The organism is Chitinophaga sp. G7 BAM 1005 (assembly GCF_057126945.1).
This window is the reverse complement of the sequence record NZ_CP181478.1, coordinates 6,983,524-7,004,484: the sequence shown is the minus strand read 5'-3', so window position 1 is coordinate 7,004,484 and position 20,961 is coordinate 6,983,524. Positions and strand designations below refer to the sequence as shown.

18 protein-coding genes are annotated in these 20,961 nt (G+C 47.0%); 11 read left to right on the top strand and 7 right to left on the bottom strand.

All coding sequences use genetic code 11. The annotated features are described in order from the left end of the window. Nucleotides 1–112: 112 nt before the first annotated feature. Nucleotides 113–637: a GNAT family N-acetyltransferase gene (locus ACMXI2_RS28280; protein ID WP_483779233.1), complete on the top strand. Its 525-nt coding sequence runs from the start codon at nt 113–115 to the stop codon at nt 635–637. A 127-nt stretch (nt 638–764) separates the two neighbouring features. After that, a complete protein-coding gene (locus ACMXI2_RS28275; RefSeq protein ID WP_483779232.1) occupies nt 765–1,910 on the top strand; it encodes a C1 family peptidase in 1,146 nt (381 codons plus the stop codon). 324 nt (nt 1,911–2,234) lie between these two features. Here the strand turns inward: ACMXI2_RS28275 and ACMXI2_RS28270 are convergent, their stop codons facing one another. Beyond that, on the bottom strand, nt 2,235–2,603 hold the full coding sequence (locus tag ACMXI2_RS28270; RefSeq protein WP_483779231.1) for a hypothetical protein: 369 nt from the start codon (nt 2,601–2,603) through the stop codon (nt 2,235–2,237). Nucleotides 2,604–2,607: 4 nt separating this feature from the next. Beyond that, on the bottom strand, nt 2,608–3,225 hold the full coding sequence (locus ACMXI2_RS28265) for an L-threonylcarbamoyladenylate synthase (RefSeq protein WP_079471508.1): 618 nt from the start codon (nt 3,223–3,225) through the stop codon (nt 2,608–2,610). A gap of 75 nt (nt 3,226–3,300) precedes the next feature. On the opposite strand from ACMXI2_RS28265, the gene mtgA reads away from it, so the two are divergent. Continuing rightward, nucleotides 3,301–4,017, top strand: coding sequence for a monofunctional biosynthetic peptidoglycan transglycosylase (gene mtgA / locus ACMXI2_RS28260; protein WP_483779230.1), 717 nt, complete (start codon nt 3,301–3,303; stop codon nt 4,015–4,017). On the opposite strand, the gene ACMXI2_RS28255 is transcribed toward mtgA, so the two are convergent. From ACMXI2_RS28255 to ACMXI2_RS28240, 4 genes are all read right to left on the bottom strand, one after another. After that, nucleotides 4,018–4,542, bottom strand: a complete 525-nt coding sequence (locus tag ACMXI2_RS28255; protein WP_483779229.1) for an AAA family ATPase — start codon at nt 4,540–4,542, stop codon at nt 4,018–4,020. It lies immediately after the preceding gene. Continuing rightward, nucleotides 4,539–5,162, bottom strand: coding sequence for a nicotinamide riboside transporter PnuC (gene pnuC, locus ACMXI2_RS28250; RefSeq protein WP_483779228.1), 624 nt, complete (start codon nt 5,160–5,162; stop codon nt 4,539–4,541). Before pnuC ends, ACMXI2_RS28255 begins: the two co-directional genes overlap by 4 nt. 70 nt (nt 5,163–5,232) lie before the next feature. Beyond that, the gene (locus tag ACMXI2_RS28245) at nt 5,233–6,930 is read right to left on the bottom strand and encodes a PNGase F N-terminal domain-containing protein (protein ID WP_483779227.1); all 1,698 of its coding nucleotides are present in this window, start codon (nt 6,928–6,930) and stop codon (nt 5,233–5,235) included. 123 nt (nt 6,931–7,053) lie between these two features. Then, nucleotides 7,054–7,650 carry a NifU family protein gene (locus ACMXI2_RS28240; RefSeq protein ID WP_370908889.1) on the bottom strand — a complete coding sequence of 199 codons (597 nt, stop codon included), beginning with the start codon at nt 7,648–7,650 and terminating at the stop codon, nt 7,054–7,056. Nucleotides 7,651–7,804: 154 nt separating this feature from the next. On the opposite strand from ACMXI2_RS28240, the gene ACMXI2_RS28235 reads away from it, so the two are divergent. From ACMXI2_RS28235 to ACMXI2_RS28220, 4 genes are all read left to right on the top strand, one after another. After that, the gene (locus ACMXI2_RS28235) at nt 7,805–8,320 is read left to right on the top strand and encodes a ferritin (protein ID WP_483779226.1); all 516 of its coding nucleotides are present in this window, start codon (nt 7,805–7,807) and stop codon (nt 8,318–8,320) included. Nucleotides 8,321–8,368: 48 nt separating this feature from the next. Further along, the gene (locus ACMXI2_RS28230; protein WP_079471502.1) at nt 8,369–8,821 is read left to right on the top strand and encodes a methylglyoxal synthase; all 453 of its coding nucleotides are present in this window, start codon (nt 8,369–8,371) and stop codon (nt 8,819–8,821) included. Between the two features lie 49 nt (nt 8,822–8,870). Then, nucleotides 8,871–10,739: a mechanosensitive ion channel domain-containing protein gene (locus tag ACMXI2_RS28225; RefSeq protein ID WP_483779225.1), complete on the top strand. Its 1,869-nt coding sequence runs from the start codon at nt 8,871–8,873 to the stop codon at nt 10,737–10,739. A 90-nt stretch (nt 10,740–10,829) separates the two neighbouring features. Further along, nucleotides 10,830–12,371 (top strand): glycoside hydrolase family 10-like protein, encoded by a 1,542-nt coding sequence (locus ACMXI2_RS28220; protein ID WP_483779224.1) that lies wholly within the window; start codon nt 10,830–10,832, stop codon nt 12,369–12,371. A 146-nt stretch (nt 12,372–12,517) separates the two neighbouring features. Here the strand turns inward: ACMXI2_RS28220 and ACMXI2_RS28215 are convergent, their stop codons facing one another. Continuing rightward, nucleotides 12,518–12,709, bottom strand: coding sequence for a hypothetical protein (locus tag ACMXI2_RS28215; RefSeq protein WP_483779223.1), 192 nt, complete (start codon nt 12,707–12,709; stop codon nt 12,518–12,520). A 352-nt stretch (nt 12,710–13,061) separates the two neighbouring features. Between ACMXI2_RS28215 and gltB the strand changes: the two genes are divergently transcribed. From gltB to dinD, 4 genes are all read left to right on the top strand, one after another. Then, nucleotides 13,062–17,591: a glutamate synthase large subunit gene (gene gltB, locus ACMXI2_RS28210; protein ID WP_483779222.1), complete on the top strand. Its 4,530-nt coding sequence runs from the start codon at nt 13,062–13,064 to the stop codon at nt 17,589–17,591. A 63-nt stretch (nt 17,592–17,654) separates the two neighbouring features. Beyond that, nucleotides 17,655–19,130 carry a glutamate synthase subunit beta gene (locus ACMXI2_RS28205; protein WP_483779221.1) on the top strand — a complete coding sequence of 492 codons (1,476 nt, stop codon included), beginning with the start codon at nt 17,655–17,657 and terminating at the stop codon, nt 19,128–19,130. A 253-nt stretch (nt 19,131–19,383) separates the two neighbouring features. Next, nucleotides 19,384–19,995, top strand: coding sequence for a hypothetical protein (locus tag ACMXI2_RS28200; RefSeq protein WP_483779220.1), 612 nt, complete (start codon nt 19,384–19,386; stop codon nt 19,993–19,995). A gap of 108 nt (nt 19,996–20,103) precedes the next feature. Then, nucleotides 20,104–20,934 carry a DNA damage-inducible protein D gene (dinD, locus tag ACMXI2_RS28195; protein ID WP_111577204.1) on the top strand — a complete coding sequence of 277 codons (831 nt, stop codon included), beginning with the start codon at nt 20,104–20,106 and terminating at the stop codon, nt 20,932–20,934. Nucleotides 20,935–20,961 lie beyond the last annotated feature (27 nt).

Genomic DNA, 20,961 nt, shown 5'->3' with positions numbered 1-20,961 from the left:
TCTGATCCGTGGGAATATTTTCCCCGGCGGGGTTGTTAAATGCTAAAAGCTAATGAATTAAATGCAAAAAGCTGCTATTGTATTTCCCAAAACAGTTTACTAGTTTTCAAATATGATCCAAACACCTCGACTACAATTGTTGCCGTGCTCACTGGAGCATTTCGAATTGCTATTACAGGGCAACGATCACCTGGCCGACCTGCTTGGCATTTCTATCCCGGAAGGTTGGACGGAGTATCCCGAAATGGTCCTGGTAGCATATGATAAGCTACGCAACGACCCCGCCATGCTTGGTTGGTTCTTTTACCTGGTGATTCACCGCGCCGACAGGCGGTTAATTGGCGCCGGCGGCTTTAAAGGCAAGCCCAATGAAGACGGGCTCGTGGAAATGGGGTATGAAATAACAGCCGCCTACCGGGAAAAAGGACTGGGCACCGAAATGGCCAAAGGGCTTATCCGCTTTGCCTTCGGACATTCTTACGTTCACCGGGTGATTGCCCACACCGAAGAAGAGTACAACGCCTCCGTTAAAATATTACAAAAAGCGGGGATGCGATTTGTCGGTACATTTAAAAATAAAGAAGGAGAAGATCTCTGGGAATGGGAAATTACCCGTAATCATTACCAGGAGAAATAAACGTAATTCACGTGAACAATCATTAAAAGTAGCTGTAGCAAGCCCCGTTCATCCATCTTTTCATCTGTCAAATACCCGCTTTCCCTTATTTTTGGTCCTTGTTTTTAAACCAATCATTGATATACTCATGAAGAAATGGATCATGTGTGCAGCCATGCTTTACAGCATAGGCGCGTATGCACAAAACAGTACCAACGCAGAGGGAAGCCGCTATCAGTTTACCGTTTTAAAGAACCTGGATGCAGGAGATGTACAGAACCAGGGACGTACCGGCACCTGCTGGTCTTTTTCCGGCCTGTCTTTCTTTGAATCAGAAATACTCCGTACCGGTAAAAATAAAGGACTGAACCTCAGTGAAATGTACGTGGTACGCAAAATGTATCCATTGAAAGCCGCTAACTATGTACGTATGCATGGAAAAGCCAACTTTGGCGAAGGTGGCGGTTTCCCGGATGACCTGCTCTGCCTCCGTGAATACGGCCTGGTTCCACAGGGCGCATACGATGGCAATAAAGGTAAAATGTACAACCATGCTGAAATGGAAAGCCTCCTGGAAGGTATGGTAAATAAAATAGGTAACACACCCGGCACCATCAACCCCGACTGGTCAAAAGCTTTTGATGGTGTGCTCAATGCCTATATGGGCGACGCTCCGGAAAAATTCCAGTATAACGGTAAAACCTACACGCCACAGACCTTTGCAAAAGAGCTGGGCCTGAATGCCGATGATTACGTACTGATTTCTTCCTTCACCCACCACCCGTACAATTCACAGTTTGTACTGGAAGTTCCGGATAACTGGAACTGGGAAAAAGTATATAACGTAAACCTGAATGACTTTACCGGCATCGCTGAAAATGCCATCCTGAATGGTTATTCCATTGCATGGGCTGCTGATGTAAGCGAAAAAGGATTCAATTTTAAAGACGGACTCGCCATTGTTCCTGAAAAAGACTGGGCTGATATGTCTGCTGAAGAAAGAAAAAATGCTTTCCTTGAACCAGGTAAAGAAAAAACAATCACACCTGAGGTTCGCCAACAGGCTTTCGATAACTTCGAAACACAGGATGATCACGGTATGCACATCGTAGGACTGGTGAAAGATCAGAACGGTAACAAATACTTCCGCGTGAAAAACTCCTGGGGCACCGACAATCCTGGCCAGGGATATTTCTACGCTTCTGAGCCTTACTTCGCATATAAAACCACCTGCTACATGGTAAACAAAAAAGCATTACCCGCAGATATCGCAAAGAAACTGGGGATTAAATAAGGATGATCGCCTCCGGCGATTGTAAATTGTCTTGGAGCAGGATTACACTGATTATACTGATTTCATTTTGCTTTCAGGGATTTTTTTAAATGATTAAGGAAGATAAAAAGCGAATATCCGCTTATATCTCCCTTAATCATTTATATGGTTCTTTCAACCTCCGGACAACTCACCGGCGTTTTCCAGGTCAAAATTTTCGGCGTTTAATGCATCCTTTTTACCCTGTTAATCATATTTATCTTTTTAAAATATATTTGCTTTGATCAACTAATTATCATTGACTTCGTCAATTATTATCTTCCAAAATAAATACAGCAAAAGAGATCAACGTTTTCCTTCCTGTTGCTGGGCATAGGAATAACTTCCTAAACGGAACTTGAGGGGGAGGCCTGTTTGTTTTTGCCAAATCCATTCTTTCTTACAAAAAAAGCCAAAGTGCTGCTGGTAATAAGCATCGGCTGCAAGGCGGTAAACCGGTGCGGCTACAGGAACCGGAGCAGAGAATTTTCGAGTGGAAGAGGAAAATAATATAGCCGGTTTTAACCTGAAGCCAGCAGTATCATGCAACATAAAAGGCAATGGCTTCACCGTTACCAACGACACCGGCGCTACCGGTTTCAACATAACCGTTTGCGCCCCGGCCATCATGCCGGGGAATAAACAAACCACACTTATCCACCACCGCTTTTGCATATGATCAGGATATTTCTTCAAAACTGCCAATGCCCTCGCGGATCAACACCGGCTCTGCACCGGTACAATCCACCACGGTAGAAAAACCCATGCCGCCGGGGCCACCGTCTATTACAATATCTACCTGGTTGCCAAACTTCTCATAAATGATCTCCGGGTCCGTGTATTCTTCCACATAATCTTCTATCGGCAGCGTGGTGCTCATAATAGGATTCCCGAGTTCTTTTACAATGGTGCGGCAAATATTATTGTCCGGCACCCTGATACCCACAGTATCCTTTTTCGTTTTCAATAACTTGGGCACCATCCTGCTGGCTGGCAAAATAAAGGTATACGGGCCCGGCAATGCCTTTTTCAGCATACGGAATACCGGCGTATCCACACTCTTCGCGTAGTCGGACAAATGACTCAGGTCGTAGCAAATAAATGAAAAATTGGCTTTTTTCGGATCTATCTGTTTAATCCTGGCAATACGCTCTATGGCCTTATGTTGTGTAATATCGCAGCCCAGACCATAAACCGTATCGGTTGGATAAATAATAATTCCTCCGTCTTTTAAACATTCAATGATCGTTTTTAAATGACGGGGATTCGGGTTATCCGGATGTACGTTTAATAGCATATATAAAGTTAACGATTGTGTTTCACTTTCAGGTTTTTAGCCTACCTTTCGTCCCGATTTTTCTAAACCTACGCGATGAATCTAAAAGGCATTGTTCCCAGAACGTGGAGGAGATTGAAGAGAGTTGTACTGGTTTTAATTGTTGCACAATTTTTATACATCCTCTTGTTGAAATGGGTGAACCCGCCTATTACCATTACAGAAATCTCCAGCTGGTTCAGCCTTTGGGGAACAGATAAAAAATTACAGAAAACGTGGGTGAGCTACGATGAAATATCACAACACGCCAAACTGGCTGTAATAGCCAGCGAAGACCAGCTTTTTACGGATCATAATGGTTTCGACTTTAAGTCCATCGAGAAAGCGATGAAGCATAACCAGCAAAGCAAAAAAATAAAGGGCGCAAGTACGATCAGTCAGCAGGTAGCTAAAAATGTTTTCCTCTGGCAGGGACGCAGCTGGCTCCGCAAAGGGCTGGAAGTATATTTCACTTTCATGATTGAAAAAATATGGGGCAAGCAGCGTATCCTGGAAGTATACCTGAACGTGGCAGAAATGGGGGAGGGCGTGTTTGGGGTGGAAGCCGCGGCCCAGGCAAATTATCAAAAAAGCGCCGCCAGCCTGAACAGGGAGGAGGCCGCCATGATTGCCGCCTGTTTACCCAACCCGCTTAAGTATACCATCAATCCGCCTGCGCGGCTCACGGCTTACCGGCAGCGTAAAATACTGGTACAAATGCGTAACCTGGCGCCGGATCCGGATATCATGGAGTTGGTTACCGGCAGAAAATAATCAGGGTCTGCTCAGCAACTCCTGCACTGCAGCTATCGCCAGGGCTTCGCGCTCTTCATAACCGCCCCTGATATCTTTCCATTCAGCGCCGGAATTAGTTACTATTTCCCGGTAAATATCATAAAAATAATGGCGCATTTCCGGGTCGGGATATTCCCGCTGCGGATCTTCTTCCCACGGCAGATCAATATAGGTGAGCAGATACAGATCGCACTGCTGGCGGGCAATTTGCTGTAAGATCCGCGGATCGCAACGGTCGTATTTATGTTCGCTCCACACTTTAATCACGTACAGATCCGTATCGCAGATCAGCACATTGCTGGCCTGCCGGGCCATATGTTGCTCCAGCGCCATCTGGCCGGCGGCAATTTCCAGCAGATCGGATTCTTCGTATGGCCGTTGGAGTTGATCAATATACTCACGGGCATATTCCGGCGTCCATACGGTATTAAAATGCGCCGCCAGCTTTTCGCTGAGGGTGCTCTTCCCGGTAGATTCGGGCCCTATAACAACTACTTTCTTCATTTATGAGACATTTCTCTTTGCAGCACTTCTTTTCTCCAGCTAAGATATCCGAATATGGCAATGGTAAATAAAAAGATAGTTAACCCGGCAGTAAGATACAGGTGCTTGTATAACAACAGCGGGATGGCTACAAGGTTGGAAATATTGAGCAGGATCCAGTTTTCCAGTTTCCGTTTGGCCAGCAACCACATACCTGCGCAGGCCGTGGCAGATACAAAGGCATCCATCACCGGAACATTGGAGTCGGAAAAACGGCTTAACAGGAAATAGAAAATTCCCCAGCCGGCCAGTGCAATGAAAACCGCGGTGGTCAACTCTTTACTGTTGCTGCGCATCACCGGCGTTGCCGGCTGCTCCGGACCCTTTTTGGCCCAATAAATCCAGCCGTATACGCTCATCACGAGGTAATACGCATTCAGTGCGGCATCGGCATACAGCTTGAAATGCTCCCTCGACAGGAGATAGGTATAAATACCCGTGCTTATAATGCCGGTAGGATACACCAGTATGTTATTGTTTTTTTGAAAGATGACCGATAAGACAGCAAAGAAAACAGCTACTGCTTCCAGCCAGGTCATCTGGTGAAGACCTTCTAATATGCCCTGGTATAAATCGTTCATAGTGCGAAAGTGGATAAATAATTCCGGATTATAGCATCCGGGATGCAGCAGCAGCTACATCCCGGAAAAATTATTTTGTTTCTCCGATCAGTGTACCGGATACATTCCAGAAGCTCTGGCTGCTGCCTTCCGGCTTTCCCTGCGGAATAGCCACCTGTATGGTATGCTGTCCAGGAGTGATATCGGGTAAAGAAATGAATACCGGCGAAGTAAGCGTACCCGGACACCAGTTGGAACGGCTCAGGTCAGAGGAAGAAAGCCCGTTGCCAAAATTACCGGAAGCAGGGTTGGATAAACGATAGGTAGCGCAATCTGTGCGCCACGGAATAAAATGATACACCCGTTTTCCATCTACAAAAATTTCATTCTGCTTAGGATTAAACTCATCGCCTCCACCCCAGCCACCGTGACCGGTAGTCAGGAACCTTAACTGAATATTTTTAATCCCTTCCGGAATGGTAACGGTTACCTTCAGAGAGTCTTTGTCAAAGAGGGTAGCATATTCCTGCCCGGCCATTTCCATCAGGTTGGTGGTATTGAAAACCGGGTAAATCCAGTTGGCTGCCAGACGGTTCTCCTCTTCCGGATCACCTGGATAATATTTAAGGCTAAGGCTTACTTTATGGCCGCCTTTATCATAGTTGCCAATATATACCCCCAGCCACACATCGCCCTGGAGGCGGCCATGCAGCTCTGTGATGTCCTGCTTATAGATTACGGAATCCGCCCAGTTGTAACCGGCAATCTTAACCTGGTTGTTAAACTGCCGCACGCCGAAAGGCGTAAAGAAGCGCAGCACTTCCAGTGCAGGCAAATAGTTATCCGTGGCCACCATACCCTGGTATTGCTTGCCGTTTTTAGCAGTGAATAACGGTAACGCCCCAACGCCCTTTTGCAAACCATCCAGGAAAGAGGTGGCTTTATCTGCCGGGATCATAAATACGGAGCCGGTTCTGTCGTACGCATCCCCGTTGGAGTATTGCGTGAGTTCCGCAAACAGTGTCTGGCCCTTCTTTACAGCGGGCAAGCTTACCTTTTTAAGGATCACGGTGCCTCCTGCAAAATGATAGGTTTGATTCAGTTGCTCCCCCGAAGGGTTAGGCGCGTTGTTGCCCCAGCTGATCTGTTCCTGGTTAAATACCGGCAGGGTAGTATAGCGGCTGTCTATTACCTGCCGTGTATACGCAGCATCGTTTACCAGTGCGCCGGTATTGGACGGCCAGGCCAGTTCTGCATCTGTAATTTTACGCCAGGTAATTTTCTTTGCAACTGTTTCACTATTGCCATTGCGTACCGTTTTAAGCACCAGGCCCAGGCCGGGCGCGAGAGTAAGATTAGGAGTCCCTTTCAGCGGGAGATCGTTGGTATACCATACTTCTATAGTATTGGAGCGGATAAAGAACCTTGCTTTTTTACATACATATCCGAGGATGGTGGCCGTATCCGGCAGTAGCTCCGGAGTGGTATATTCAGAGCAATTTTTTTTCAGCGTATATACTTCTCCGTTGGGAAGACTTAACACCTGCAGGGTGGCTTGTTCCTGCAAATCCAGGAACTGCTGTTCTTTTTGTTTGTTGCCGCCGGGAACGATGTGTGCCCGGTGATGGTCAATCATCAGTTGCAATTCGTTGCCGGGGATGGCTTTCCCGTTGCTGCTAAATCCATAGGTAATAACGGCCGAGGCGCTGTCCACATTCTTTTTTCTTTGCGCCTGTACCGGTTGCAGGGCGAGAGCCATGCCGGTAACGATCAGTAGTAATCTTCTCATTGTAGCTGTTTGCTTTGTGTTGTCAGGGAGTGGTTGGCATTTATTACACGGTTAAACGCCAAAAAAAAGCACAGCCATAAAGACTGTGCTTTCGTTTAACACTATCATTCACTCAACTATGGCTTATTCTGCTTCTGCCACAACTTCCTTCACTTCAGGGATCATACGTTTCATCATGCCTTCAATACCGGCTTTCAGCGTGATCATGGAGGAGGGGCAGCCTGAGCAGGAACCCTGCAACATCAGTGTAACCGTACCATTTTCATAGTCTTTGAACTGAATGGCGCCGCCATCCATTTCAACCGCAGGTTTCACATAGTTTTCAAGTAATTCCTTAATTCGTTTTACCACATCTGTATCGTCTGCACTCACTTCATTGCTCGCAGTAGATTTGGTGATAATAACCTCATCTTCGTTGATAACAGGGCGGGAGTCTTCCAGGTATTCTTTCAGGAAGGCCTTAACAGTAGGAATTATATCGTTCCAGTCAGTTTCGCTGGTTTTGGTAAGCGTAATAAAGTTAGCCATAATAAATACGCCCCTGATGAAAGGGAAGCTAAACAGCTCTATGGCTAGAGGAGACGGTTTGGCACTGGCTTCATCCGGGAAATCAATGCTCTTGCCTGGGTAGAGAAGCTTGTTTGCCACAAACTTCATCGTTTCCGGGTTTGGCGTCATCTCCGTATATATGCTGATGATTGGATTTCCTGTTTTAATCATTTTATCCTAATTTACTTATGCAAAGGTAGCATTTTTCAGGCAGATTTCCGGGATGCATCTGAATGTAGTCTATCGAAATTTACAATCCCGGTATAGTTCCCGGTGATATCCCCGTCTCACCTTGATCTTCTTCATATTATACAAATTTTTCGTTATGTTATTGAAAGAACTCTCTCCAAAAATCTATGACGCACTGAACCAACAGGTAGAAATGGAAGCAGCCTCCTCCCAATATTATCTTGCGATGGCCTCCTGGGCCGAGGTGCAGGGGTATAACGGCGTAGCCCAGTTCCTGTACCGGCATTCCGATGAGGAAAGGGCCCACATGCTGAAGCTCCTGAAATTTATCAACGAAAGAGGCGGTCATGGCCTGGTTCCGGCATTAAAACAGCCTACCGTGAAATTCAAAAGCATACATGCCATTTTTGAGCACGTATTTAGTCATGAGCTGCTGGTTTCCAAAGAAATCAACAACCTCGTGGATATGTGCCTGAGCGAAAAAGACTACGCCACCCACAATTTCCTGCAATGGTATGTAACCGAACAAATTGAAGAAGAACGCCTGGCCCGCCATATTCTCGATAAATTAAAACTGATAGGAGAGGACAAGGGCGGCCTTTATATTTTTGACCGGGACCTGGCCGTTCTGGACAACAACGACAAACACTAAACATCAGATTTAATTATTGCGTGTCACTTATTACTTTTGTGATCATATATGCAAACATCAAAAGTTTTAAAAGCCCGCAAAAGAATTGCCCTTATTGCGCACGACCATAAAAAGGCGGAGTTAATTGAATGGGCCATCTATAATAAAACGGTACTGAGCCGGCATGAACTATATGCAACCGGAACCACCGGCCTGCTGATAGAACAGGCGCTGGATGTATCTGTAAGAAAACTCCTGAGTGGCCCCCTGGGCGGCGATCAGCAAATTGGCGCCCTGGTGGCCACCGGGGAACTTGACGTAATCATTTTCTTCTGGGACCCTATGGAAGCGTTGCCGCATGACCCGGATATCAAAGCCCTGCTGCGTTTAGGCGTGGTGTGGAATATTCCGATGGCCAGCAACCGCGCGTCTGCCGACTTCCTCCTTACATCTCCCCTGATGCACCAGGAGTACGAAGCCAGTCTGCCGGATTACAGCCAGTATACAAAAAGGAAGATATAGCCCCCTGCTGCTACCCGAATTTTCCGTACTTTAAACAAAAGCTTCGGGAATGAAAATTGTTTTTACCCTTTACTTTACTACCATACTGACTGGTTGGGCTTTGCTATGCAATGCGCAAAACGATAGCAGCAAAGCCTCCCGCGACTCTCTCACCGATTCACAACTGATCCTGACCACCCGCCTGCTCCGGGAAAGCGATTCCCTCCAGAAAGCGGATAACGAACAAAAAAAACAACTGCAGCAACAACTGCTGCTGATCACTAACGACAACGATAACCGCAAGAAAGAACTGCAACAGAAACTCTCCGCTTTTGAACAGGCCGATTCATTGAAAAAGGCAGCCGCCAGGCAGCGCATTATTCAATTGAAAGCCACCAACAAAGGCATTCCGGTGGTACCCTTCCGCCGCGACACCCTCTTCTATATTTATAATAAACTGGGACCACTGCATCCCAGCGACCGGGCAGCGAACATTAACCACAAACTGGCGCAGCTGGCCGATGATCCCTTTTTTGTGCCCGACTCCATTAAGGTTATATCAAACGAAAACAATATAGACGTTATCTATGATGAACTGGTGTTGTTAAGCGTAACCGACGACGATGCCCTTTGGCTGGACCACGACAAAGCACAGGTAGCGCAACAATATGCTGCCGCTGTACGCAAAGCGATACTACAGGAAAAGGAAGACAGCAGCCTGCAGAATGTCCTTACCAGGATAGGCTGGCTACTGCTTATCATCGTTGTTTTTTCTATTATCGTATACGGCATCAACCGCTTGTTCAAACGCCTGCGCAAAAGGATTGTCCGGGAAAAAGACCGCTACTTTAAAGGCGTAAAAGTAAAAGACTATGCGCTGCTGAACCAGCAAAAGCAGATAGGTATCGTTTTTAGCGCATTGCGCGTAATAAGGATCGTAGCGATTCTCCTTGTCTTTTATATAGCCCTTCCCTTTGTATTCAGTATCTTTCCCTGGACAAAAGGGATCGCCGATAAGCTGATCAGCTGGACATTAGCTCCCATAAAATCCATCCTGTTAAGCTTCTTACACTATCTTCCAAAATTACTCACGATCATCGTGATCTATTTTATAACGCGGTACCTCGTAAAACTCGTGAATTACCTCGCCGAAGAAGTAGCAACCGGCAACCTCTCCATCAAAGGCTTTTATGCCGATTGGGCAAGACCTACCGGAAGCGGTATCAAATTCCTGCTATATGCCTTTATGTTCGTGGTAATATTTCCCTATTTACCCGGATCGGATTCAAAAATATTCCAGGGCGTTTCAGTTTTCCTCGGCATCCTGTTTTCATTAGGTTCTTCTTCCGCCATTTCCAATGTGATAGCGGGTTTTGTTATTACCTATATGCGCCCGTTTAAGATCGGTGACCGGGTGAAAATCGGGGAAATTACGGGAGATGTGATAGAAAAGAACCTGCTGGTAACCAGGCTGCGCACAATTAAGAACGAGGAAATTACGGTACCCAACGCCAGTATATTAAGTGGCCATACCATTAACTTCACCACGTCCAGTAAAGACCTCGGCCTCATCTTACATACTACTGTTACAATCGGGTATGAAGTGCCCTGGAAAAAAGTACATGAAATGCTGATCAAAGCAGCCATAGATACGGATGGCATTATGAAAGACAAACCTCCTTTTGTTTTACAAACCAGCCTGGATGATTTTGCCATCGCATACGAAATCAATGTGTACACCGATCATTCCCATAAAATGGCGGTCATCTACTCTGATCTCCACCGGCATATTATCGACGAGTTTAATGCTGCAGGCATTGAAATTATGTCGCCGCATTTTATTGCCCACCGTGATGGAAATATGACCACAGTCCCTGCAGAATATTTACCCGAAGATTACCAGGCACCTGCCACGAAGTTGAAGATGGAAAAAGATTAGTTTCCCCTATCTTCATAAGAATCACATATTTGTATCGGATCAGCCTTGCTTTTTGCTATTTTCGCATCTTACGGTTAAAAAGTCAGGCTGATGTTGAAGCAATTTATAGCAGGCGCAATACTATTGATTATTGGAATGCAGCAGGCATGGGCGCAATTGCCCCCCAAACGCGAACTGAGAGCGGTATGGATCGCCACTGTAGAAAATATTGACTGGCCATCGCGGCGCGGGTTAAGTACAGAACAGCAAAAACAAGAGTTTATTGCCATACTCGACCAGCAACAGCGAAATGGTATGAATGCGGTAGTGGTGCAGGTTCGCCCGGCTACCGACGCCTTTTATCCTTCCCCATATGAACCCTGGTCCGAATACCTCACCGGCGTACAGGGGCAGGCGCCAAATCCTTACTATGATCCGTTACAGTTCATGGTAGAAGAAACACATAAACGCGGTATGGAATTTCATGCCTGGTTTAATCCCTACAGAGCCGTATTCAATACAAGCCGCAGCAGCGTAGCCGCCAATCACATCACCCGCCTGAAACCACAATGGTTTGTTACCTACGACAATAAAAAATATTTTGATCCGGGCATTCCGGAAGTGCGCGAATATGTAACGATGGTTATCCGCGATGTGGTGAAACGCTACGATATTGATGCCGTACATTTCGATGATTATTTCTATCCTTACCGCGTTCCCGGAAAAGAATTCCCGGATAACAGCTCCTACCGCCTGTATGGCAATAATATGATGAAAGACGACTGGCGCCGTACCAATACAGATGCCATCATAAAAATGCTGAGCGTAGCCATCAAAGCAGAAAAGCCCTGGGTTAAATTTGGTGTCAGTCCTTTTGGCGTTTGGCGTAATAAGGACAAGGACCAGGAGGGATCTTATACAAAGGGCGGTCAAACCAACTACGACGATCTCTTTGCCGATATCCTGAAGTGGCTCAAAAACGGCTGGATCGATTATGTAGCGCCGCAGATCTATTGGGAGCGCGGACACCGGCTGGCCGACTACGAAATATTACTGAACTGGTGGAGCCAGCATGGCTATGGCCGCCAGGTGTATATTGGTCACGGTGTATACCGTATTGGCAGTAATGCTGCGTGGAAAAACCCTAATGAGTTACCGGCTCAAATAGCAGAGGCAAGAACGCTGAACACCATCCAGGGTAGTATTTTTTACAGTGCCGCCTCTTTCCGCGGCAACCCGCTGGGTATTGAAGATGCGTTGCGCACCCGCGTTTATAAATACCCGGCGCTACGGCCAATCATGTCGTGGCTGCCAAAGGAAACACCGGAAGCGCCTTACTTTATTGACGCCTTTGAACGGCCGGGAGGATTGGAAATACACTGGGCAGATGATGACACCAGCGGCCATACCAAACAATATGTATTGTACCGGTTTGAGCAAAACGAAGCGATTAACGTCGGCGACCCTACGAAAATCATCAGCATCCTGTCGCAGTCTTCCGATCCCGAATTTAAGGACCTCACTTATGTGAAAGGAAAGCTGTATACCTATATAGTGACGGCACTCGACAGACTGCAGAATGAAAGTCATATCAGTGAACCACTGCGTATGCGGCAGGCAAATGGCAAAGTGCAATTCCTTTTTGAGCCATAGCTGCGGGAAACAGGCGCATTAAAAAATCAGTGCGCCTGTTTCCATATTTATCGCGGGTGCCTCTGCGGGAAGTTTTAGTTCCGGAAAGGCGTCTGTATGTTACAGGGCTATAGTGAACCCCATCAACCCGCCGGCAACCCCTCCAATTAAAGCCCCGCCAATGATGGCTGTTTGTCTTTTTTCATATCCTGCAGGCTATCTGTAAAGGGGGAGGCTTTACCCAGGCTTACTTTTTTTTGTGAGATAGCAGCCGGTGCGTCGGCTGTGTCCTGTGCGTGAGCCGGCAGCAGAAACCCGGCAGACACTAAAAACGCACTTATGAATAGCTTCTGGAGCATAAAATTGGTATAGGCATTCATGTTGGTAAAGGGTATCATTCAAATATAATACAAGGCGGCAGAAAAAGCACCTCGCATAAAAGTGTTATAATCAGGGGCGCCTTTAAACCTGTCGGCCTGAGCCTTAAAAGGGGGTCAATTTGTCCTGAGGAGGCAGTCATTTTTTCAAAAATTCTAACAATTAACCTCCTCTTTTTATATTTTTCTAAATTTTAACCGTCTGACAAAAGTTTATACAAAAAATACCGCATTCCTTTAGTATCTTTAAACCGTTCCCGAATTATATCGTACACCATCACCCGCGGCGCAAGTCAGAAGGGAAGGGTGTGCCAAAGCAAAAAATCTAAACCAAATGGATGAAGTGAAGCAAACGCAAGGTTTATACCGTCCGGAATTTGAACATGATGCCTGCGGAACAGGTTTTACTGCCCACATCAAGGGTCGTAAATCCCACCATATTATACGTGATGCCTTAACCATGCTGGAAAACATGGAACACCGCGGAGCCTGCGGTTGTGAGCAGAACACGGGAGATGGTGCAGGGATACTGTTTCAAACACCCCACGAGTTCCTGTATGATGAGTGTCTGAAACTGGGCATCGCCTTACCGGAATTTGGAAAATACGGTGTAGGCATGGTCTTCTTTCCGAAAGAACCACGCTGGCGGGAAGAATGCCGCGAGATATTTCAACGCAGTGCAGAGAACCTGGGGCTGGAAATTCTTGGCTATCGTAAAGTACCGGTACGCCCGGATGGCATTGGTGAATCTGCCCTTTCTGTAGAACCGGAAATTGAACAGGTATTTATCGCCTGTCCTTATCATATCAGCGATCCGGAAATTTTTGAGCGCAAACTCTTTGTGCTCCGCAACTACGTTTCCAAAACTGTTCGCAATACCGTTCCAAAAGAGAAATCGCTGTTTTACATTGCGTCCCTCTCTTATAAAACAATTGTATACAAAGGTCAGCTGACCACCTACCAGGTGCGTCACTATTATACAGACCTGAGCGATGAGAAAATGGTGTCTGCCTTTGCCCTCATCCACTCCAGATTTGCTACCAATACGTTCCCCAGCTGGAGATTGGCTCACCCTTACCGGTACATCGCCCACAACGGTGAAATCAATACACTGAAAGGTAACCTTAACTGGCTGCGTGCCGGCGAAAGGGACTTTATTTCCAAATACTTCAGCAAAGAAGAGATGGAAATGCTGCTTCCCATTGTGGAAGAAGGCCAGTCCGACTCCGCCAGCCTGGATAACGTGATTGAACTGCTCACCATGACAGGCCGCTCCCTGCCACATGTAATGATGATGCTGGTACCGGAAGCATGGGATGGCAACGAAGACATGGGCGAAGAAAAGAAAGCGTTCTATGAATATCATGCCTCCCTAATGGAGCCGTGGGATGGTCCTGCTTCCATTTCTTTCACCGATGGTAAAATCATTGGCGCTACCCTGGATCGTAATGGTTTACGTCCAAGCCGCTTCGTAGTAACGAAAGATGATCGCGTAATCATGGCTTCTGAAGCCGGTGTGTTACCCATCGATCCAAAGAATATTAAAGAGAAAGGCCGCCTGCAACCTGGTAAAATGTTTATCGTAGACATGGACCAGGGCCGTATCATAGGTGATGAAGAGCTGAAACAACAGATCTGCTCCCAGCAACCTTATGGCGAATGGCTGAATAAATACAAAATCCGCCTCGAAGAACTGCCGGAACCAAGAGTAACCTTTACTCACCTGGAACACGACCAGATCTTTAAATACCAGCGCGCATTCGGTTACAGCACAGAAGACCTGGACCACATCATTGCCCCGATGGCAATTGACGGCAAGGAACCTGTTGGCTCTATGGGTACAGATACCCCGCTGGCCGTACTGAGCAATCAGCCACAACATCTTTGCAACTATTTCAAACAATTGTTTGCACAGGTAACCAACCCGCCGATTGATCCCATCAGGGAAAGACTGGTGATGTCGCTGGCTACTTTTGTAGGCAACAACGGCAACCTGCTGGATGAAGATCCGCTGCACTGCCACGGATTGGCGTTGCGGCACCCGATTCTCAACAACCACGAACTGGAAAAGATCCGCAGTATCGACACCGGCTTATTCCAGGCCAAAACATTACATACTTATTTCAAGGCAGACGGTAAACCCGGCTCCCTGGAAAAAGGATTGGCCCGCTTATGCCGCTACGCGGTAGATGCAGTGGAAGATGGTTTTGAAGTGATCATCCTTTCTGATCGTGCCATCGACTCAGAACACGCCGCTATTCCTTCTATCCTGGCAGCATCTGCAGTTCACCACCACCTGATCCGCAAGGGTTACCGTGGTCAGGTAGGACTAATCGTGGAAGCCGGTGATGTTTGGGAAGTACACCACTTTGCCTGCCTGCTGGGCTTTGGCGTAACCGCCATCAACCCCTACCTGGCACTCAGCACTATCCGCGATATGAAGCTGAATGGCAAACTGGACACCGCTCTCGACGTAGATAAACTGAAGAAAAATTATATTAAAGCAATCTGTGATGGCCTTCTGAAAGTATTTTCCAAGATGGGCATCTCTACCCTGCAATCTTACCAGGGAGCACAGATCTTTGAAATATTGGGTATCAACCAGGCAACTGTTGATAAATATTTCACCGGCGCCGTTTCCCGTATACAGGGATTGGGCCTCGATGAAATTGCCCGTGAAACACTCGCTAAACACTGGATGGGATACGGTCGTAAAGAAACTCCGGTTCAGCGTTTAACAGAAGGTGGTGTATATCAGTGGAAACGTAAAGGAGAATTCCATCTCTTTAACCCCACTACTATTCACTATCTGCAACTGGCTACCCGTATGGGCGACTATGCTGCTTTCAAAAAGTATTCAAAGGCAGTAAACGATCAAAGCGAAAAAGCAGCCACTTTACGTAGTCTGTTTACGTTTAAAAAGAATCGCCCATCTATTTCCATTGATGAAGTAGAACCTGCTTCCAGCATCTTCAAGCGTTTCGCTACCGGCGCCATGAGCTTCGGATCTATTTCCCACGAAGCACACTCCACACTGGCCATTGCCATGAACCGCATCGGTGCAAAAAGCAATACCGGTGAGGGAGGGGAAGATGAGCTGCGTTATGAGCTGCTGGAAAACGGCGACTCTATGCGTTCCGCCATCAAACAGGTTGCCAGCGCCCGTTTCGGGGTTACCAGCTACTATCTGACCAACGCCGACGAATTACAGATTAAAATGGCGCAGGGTGCAAAACCCGGCGAAGGCGGACAGTTGCCCGGCCATAAAGTGGATGATTGGATCGCAAAAGTAAGACACTCCACACCGGGTGTGGGTCTCATTTCTCCGCCTCCTCACCACGATATTTATTCTATTGAGGATCTGGCACAGCTGATCTATGACCTGAAAAATGCTAACCGTGCCGCCCGTATCAGCGTGAAGCTGGTATCTAAGGCTGGTGTTGGCACTATCGCAGCCGGTGTTGCAAAAGCACACGCCGATGTGGTACTGGTTTCAGGTTTCGATGGCGGTACCGGCGCCTCTCCGGAAAGCTCTATCAAACACGCAGGCTTGCCGTGGGAGCTTGGTTTGGCTGAATCACACCAGACCCTCGTAAAAAATAAGCTCCGCAGCAGGGTAGTACTGCAAACAGATGGTCAGCTGAAAACCGGCCGCGACATCGCGATTGCTACCTTATTGGGTGCTGAAGAATGGGGTGTTGCCACCGCTGCCCTCGTGGTAGAAGGTTGTATCATGATGCGTAAATGCCATGTAAACACCTGTCCTGTTGGTGTGGCTACCCAGGACCCTGAACTGCGCAAACGCTTCACCGGCGATCCGCAACATGTGGTAAACCTGTTCACCTATCTCGTGGAAGAACTCCGCGAAATCATGGCTGATCTGGGCTTCCGTACCATCAATGAAATGGTGGGTCAGGTAGAATGCCTCCAGATGCGTGATAACATCACCAACTGGAAAACACAAAAACTGGATCTGTCACCGATCTTATATAAAGAAGAAGCTTCTGCCGAAACCGGCCTGTACAAACAGGAAGAACAAGATCACGGCATCAGCGAGGTAATCGACTGGCAACTGCTGAAGGCTGCGCAGCCTGCACTGGAAAAGAAAGCCAGGGTATATCAGCAGTTCCCTGTAAAAAATACAGACCGTACCATCGGTACCATCCTGTCTAACGAAATATCCAAACGCTACAAGAGCGAAGGATTACCGGAAGACACCCTGCACTTCAAATTTATCGGATCTGCAGGCCAGAGCTTCGGCGCCTTTACCACTAAAGGTTTAACGCTGGAACTGGAAGGAGAAGCCAATGACTACTTCGGTAAAGGTTTGTCTGGTTCCAAACTGATCCTCTATCCACACGGAGAAGCAGGATTCAAGGCGGAAGAAAATATTATCGCAGGTAACGTTTGCTTCTACGGAGCTACTTCCGGCGAAGCTTTCATCCGCGGTAAGGCAGGCGAACGCTTTTGTGTACGTAACTCCGGCGCTACGGTAGTAGTAGAAGGAGTAGGTGATCACGGATGTGAATACATGACCGGTGGTAAAGCGGTAATACTGGGTGAAACCGGCCGTAACTTCGGAGCAGGTATGAGCGGCGGTATCGCTTATGTATACGATGTAAAAGGCACTTTCGCCAACTATTGCAACAGGGATATGATCGACCTGGATCCGCTGGATCCGTCAGATGTAGCACTGCTGCAGGACCTGATCACTAAACATCATGCCTACACGAACAGCACTGTGGCGAAGTTTATCCTGAAAGACTGGGAAAACCAACTGCGTCATTTTGTGAAAGTATTCCCGAAAGAATACAAGGCCGCGTTGAAATCAGACAAAGTACAGGGTCAGAAAGTAGGTCACTAATTGAACAATTAACATTCATCATCAAAATATCCCTTGCAGGTAAGGGACTTGTGGAGGAAAATTATGGGTAAACCTACAGGATTCCTGGAATTTACACGCGAGCTGCCCGGGAAAGCGGATCCCCGGGAAAGGGTTAGTCACTATAATGAATTTGTAGAACGCTTCCCCGATAATAAGTTAAATCAGCAAGCGGCCCGCTGTATGAACTGCGGGGTGCCTTTTTGCCACAGCGGATGCCCGCTGGGCAATGTGATACCGGAATTTAACGATGCCGTATACCGTCAGGATTGGAAAGAAGCGTATGATATACTGTCGGCTACCAATAACTTCCCGGAATTTACCGGACGTATTTGTCCTGCTCCCTGCGAAAGCGCCTGTGTGCTCGGCATTAACCAGCCCCCGGTAGCTATCGAGGAAATAGAGAAACATATCATTGAAGTAGCTTTCGATAAAGGTCTCGTACAGGCGAAAGCGCCCCGTATGCGTACCGGCAAAAAAATAGCTGTTATTGGTTCCGGCCCCGCCGGCCTGGCCGCAGCAGCACAGTTGAACTACGCAGGCCATACCGTAACCGTGTTTGAACGCGATGACGCGCCAGGTGGACTTTTACGCTATGGTATTCCAGACTTCAAACTGGAAAAATGGGTGGTAGACCGCCGCGTGAAACTGATGGAAGAAGAAGGAGTGGTGTTTCAATGCAATGCTAACGTAGGCGTTAACGTCAGTACCAATGATCTGCTGAGAGAATACAACGCAATTGTACTGGCTGGTGGTTCCACCATTCCACGCGACCTGCCGATTCAGGGCCGTGAGCTGAAAGGCGTACACTATGCAATGGACTTCCTGAAGCAACAGAACAAAAGAGTTAGCAATATTGCAGTAGAAGGCAGCGATATATTGGCAACCGGCAAAAATGTAATTGTAATTGGTGGTGGTGATACCGGCTCCGACTGTGTGGGAACCAGTAACCGTCATGGCGCCAACAGCGTTACACAGCTGGAATTATTACCAAAGCCTCCGGGTGAACGTACGCCGTATATGCCGTGGCCAACCTACCCAATGGTTTTAAAAACATCCTCTTCCCACGAAGAAGGAGCAGACCGTAAATGGGCCATCGCTACCAAATCCTTTATCGGAGATGACAACGGCCACCTGAAAGCCCTGCGCCTGGTAGACCTGCAATGGACCGCCAGCGCCGACGGCAGACCGGCAAAATTCACGGAAGTACCCGGTTCAGAAAGAGATGTACCCTGCGAACTGGCCTTACTGGCTATGGGCTTCGTACATCCCCAGCACACCGGTTTACTGGATCAGCTGGAAGTGGAAAGAGATGAACGCGGTAATGTAAAAGCTACCGAAAAAGACTACCTGACATCCATCCCCAAAGTGTTCACTGCCGGCGATATGCGCCGCGGACAATCACTGGTGGTATGGGCTATTAGCGAAGGTCGCGAGTGCGCAAGAAAAGTGGACGAATTCCTGATGGGTAGCTCCCAGCTGGAAAGCAAAGACCATTCATTGCAGGCAATGGCCTTATAATTCAATTATGTAATTCAAATTTTTTCTCATAAGCAGGTTTAGATTTTGTTGTAACCTTCAGCCGGGCCGGGTTTTTACCCGGCCTATATTTTTTTAAAAGACAGGATCCTCTCCCCGAAACGGCCTGTTCCTGTTTAATACCAGCCTTCCCTCCGGATTTTAAAGACATAATTCAAACATCAGCAGAAACAAAGCAGGTGTTCAGCTATTTCCGGGTATCGCCACACCCTAAACCCAATACATTTGTTAAATTATGAAACAACTGTTGTGTTTTTGGAGCCTGCTGCTGCTCGGTATCTCCGTAACGGGGCAAAATGTGCTGATTACCGATGCCCCTCAACTAAAGAAAGGGCTGTACAAGACCTTTGAGGAATTTCAATCAAATAATCCTTCGGAAGAAGGCGACCTGGTGATCAAAAACCGTAGCTCCGCCGCGCAAATCTATCTGCTGGCCAACAGAAATGAACTGGTACTCCGGGATGGCGCCGGCCAGGAACACAAACTGAAAAATTACTGGGGCTTCTGCGACGGGAAGAATATCTATATCAAAGACAACGGTCTCAATAGATTACAGGAAATCGGCTACTACTGCATATATGCTTTACATGGCATTCAACCCTCGCGCGGCTATATCAATCAGGCCGATATGACTACCAACAGCATCAGCACACCGGTGGTACTCAAAAAAGTGCTGAATGTAGTAACTGGTCAGATACTGGAATTATCTGCCTACAATCTCAAAAAATATATCCTTCCACAGGATAGCGTACTCCTCGATGAATTCAGGGCCGACAGGGAAAAGAAAGATCAGCTGGAATATTATATTTTCCGTTTTAACCAAAGGAACAAGCCAGAAATAAAGTAATTAAATTTCTTGCAAAATGATAGTGTTTAAGTTTCGTTAACCTGCTGCTGTTGTGGCTTTGGTATATTGTGCCTATCACAATATTGTGAGATGAATAAACACTTTTTCATGAAAAAAGAATTGATTGAAGCACTGTTTAAACAATTTGAGCAGGCTTGTTATGAACACAAAGGTATTGAGTGCTGGAGTGCCAGGGAATTGCAACAAATTCTTGGTTACTTGAGATGGGAAAACTTTTTCAAAGTCATTGAAAAGGCCAAAAACTCCTGTGAAAACAGCGGGATTGTCGTTTCCGATCATTTTCGTGACATCACGAAATCGATACCTGTTCCCAAAGGAGGCCAAAGACAACTTCAGGATATCGCCCTCACCCGTTACGCCTGTTACCTGATCGCTCAAAGCGGCGATACCCAAAAAGATCCGATTGCATTTGCACAAACCTACTTCGCCGTACAAACCCGCAAACAGGAAATTGTTGAAAAAAGACTATTGGATATTGACCGCCTTAATGCCCGGGAAAAACTATCGAAGTCAGAAAAGGTTCTATCTGGTATTATTTACGAAAGAGGGGTGGATGATAAAGGATTTGCCCGGATCCGGTCCAAAGGCGATGAAGCCCTTTTCGGCGGATTCACAACCCGCGATATGAAGAGAAAACTTATTGTTCCGGAAAACAGAGCCCTGGCAGATTTCCTTCCCACCATTACTATTAAGGCAAAAGACCTGGCAGCAGAAATCACCAGCCATAATGTAGTAGAGAAAGATCTGAAAGGAGAAGATGATATTACAGAAGAACATGTCGATAACAATACTGCCGTCAGAAATGTACTTCTCGAAAGAGGTGTAAAACCGGAAAGTCTCCCACCGGCAGAAGATGTGGATAAAGTTAAAAAACGAATTGAAAAAGAAGATAAAAATGCCCTGAATCAGGATAACTAAGTAATAAAAACCAACCCGTCCGATCCA

What these genes read in the sequence shown, in the direction of transcription:
- ACMXI2_RS28280 (WP_483779233.1), top strand. Translation starts at nt 113, where the DNA reads ATGATCCAAACACCTCGACTACAATTGTTGCCGTGCTCACTGGAGCAT.
- ACMXI2_RS28275 (WP_483779232.1), top strand. Translation starts at nt 765, where the DNA reads ATGAAGAAATGGATCATGTGTGCAGCCATGCTTTACAGCATAGGCGCG.
- ACMXI2_RS28270 (WP_483779231.1), bottom strand. Translation starts at nt 2,603, where the DNA reads ATGCAAAAGCGGTGGTGGATAAGTGTGGTTTGTTTATTCCCCGGCATG.
- ACMXI2_RS28265 (WP_079471508.1), bottom strand. Translation starts at nt 3,225, where the DNA reads ATGCTATTAAACGTACATCCGGATAACCCGAATCCCCGTCATTTAAAA.
- mtgA (WP_483779230.1), top strand. Translation starts at nt 3,301, where the DNA reads ATGAATCTAAAAGGCATTGTTCCCAGAACGTGGAGGAGATTGAAGAGA.
- ACMXI2_RS28255 (WP_483779229.1), bottom strand. Translation starts at nt 4,542, where the DNA reads ATGAAGAAAGTAGTTGTTATAGGGCCCGAATCTACCGGGAAGAGCACC.
- pnuC (WP_483779228.1), bottom strand. Translation starts at nt 5,162, where the DNA reads ATGAACGATTTATACCAGGGCATATTAGAAGGTCTTCACCAGATGACC.
- ACMXI2_RS28245 (WP_483779227.1), bottom strand. Translation starts at nt 6,930, where the DNA reads ATGAGAAGATTACTACTGATCGTTACCGGCATGGCTCTCGCCCTGCAA.
- ACMXI2_RS28240 (WP_370908889.1), bottom strand. Translation starts at nt 7,650, where the DNA reads ATGATTAAAACAGGAAATCCAATCATCAGCATATATACGGAGATGACG.
- ACMXI2_RS28235 (WP_483779226.1), top strand. Translation starts at nt 7,805, where the DNA reads ATGTTATTGAAAGAACTCTCTCCAAAAATCTATGACGCACTGAACCAA.
- ACMXI2_RS28230 (WP_079471502.1), top strand. Translation starts at nt 8,369, where the DNA reads ATGCAAACATCAAAAGTTTTAAAAGCCCGCAAAAGAATTGCCCTTATT.
- ACMXI2_RS28225 (WP_483779225.1), top strand. Translation starts at nt 8,871, where the DNA reads ATGAAAATTGTTTTTACCCTTTACTTTACTACCATACTGACTGGTTGG.
- ACMXI2_RS28220 (WP_483779224.1), top strand. Translation starts at nt 10,830, where the DNA reads ATGTTGAAGCAATTTATAGCAGGCGCAATACTATTGATTATTGGAATG.
- ACMXI2_RS28215 (WP_483779223.1), bottom strand. Translation starts at nt 12,709, where the DNA reads ATGCTCCAGAAGCTATTCATAAGTGCGTTTTTAGTGTCTGCCGGGTTT.
- gltB (WP_483779222.1), top strand. Translation starts at nt 13,062, where the DNA reads ATGGATGAAGTGAAGCAAACGCAAGGTTTATACCGTCCGGAATTTGAA.
- ACMXI2_RS28205 (WP_483779221.1), top strand. Translation starts at nt 17,655, where the DNA reads ATGGGTAAACCTACAGGATTCCTGGAATTTACACGCGAGCTGCCCGGG.
- ACMXI2_RS28200 (WP_483779220.1), top strand. Translation starts at nt 19,384, where the DNA reads ATGAAACAACTGTTGTGTTTTTGGAGCCTGCTGCTGCTCGGTATCTCC.
- dinD (WP_111577204.1), top strand. Translation starts at nt 20,104, where the DNA reads ATGAAAAAAGAATTGATTGAAGCACTGTTTAAACAATTTGAGCAGGCT.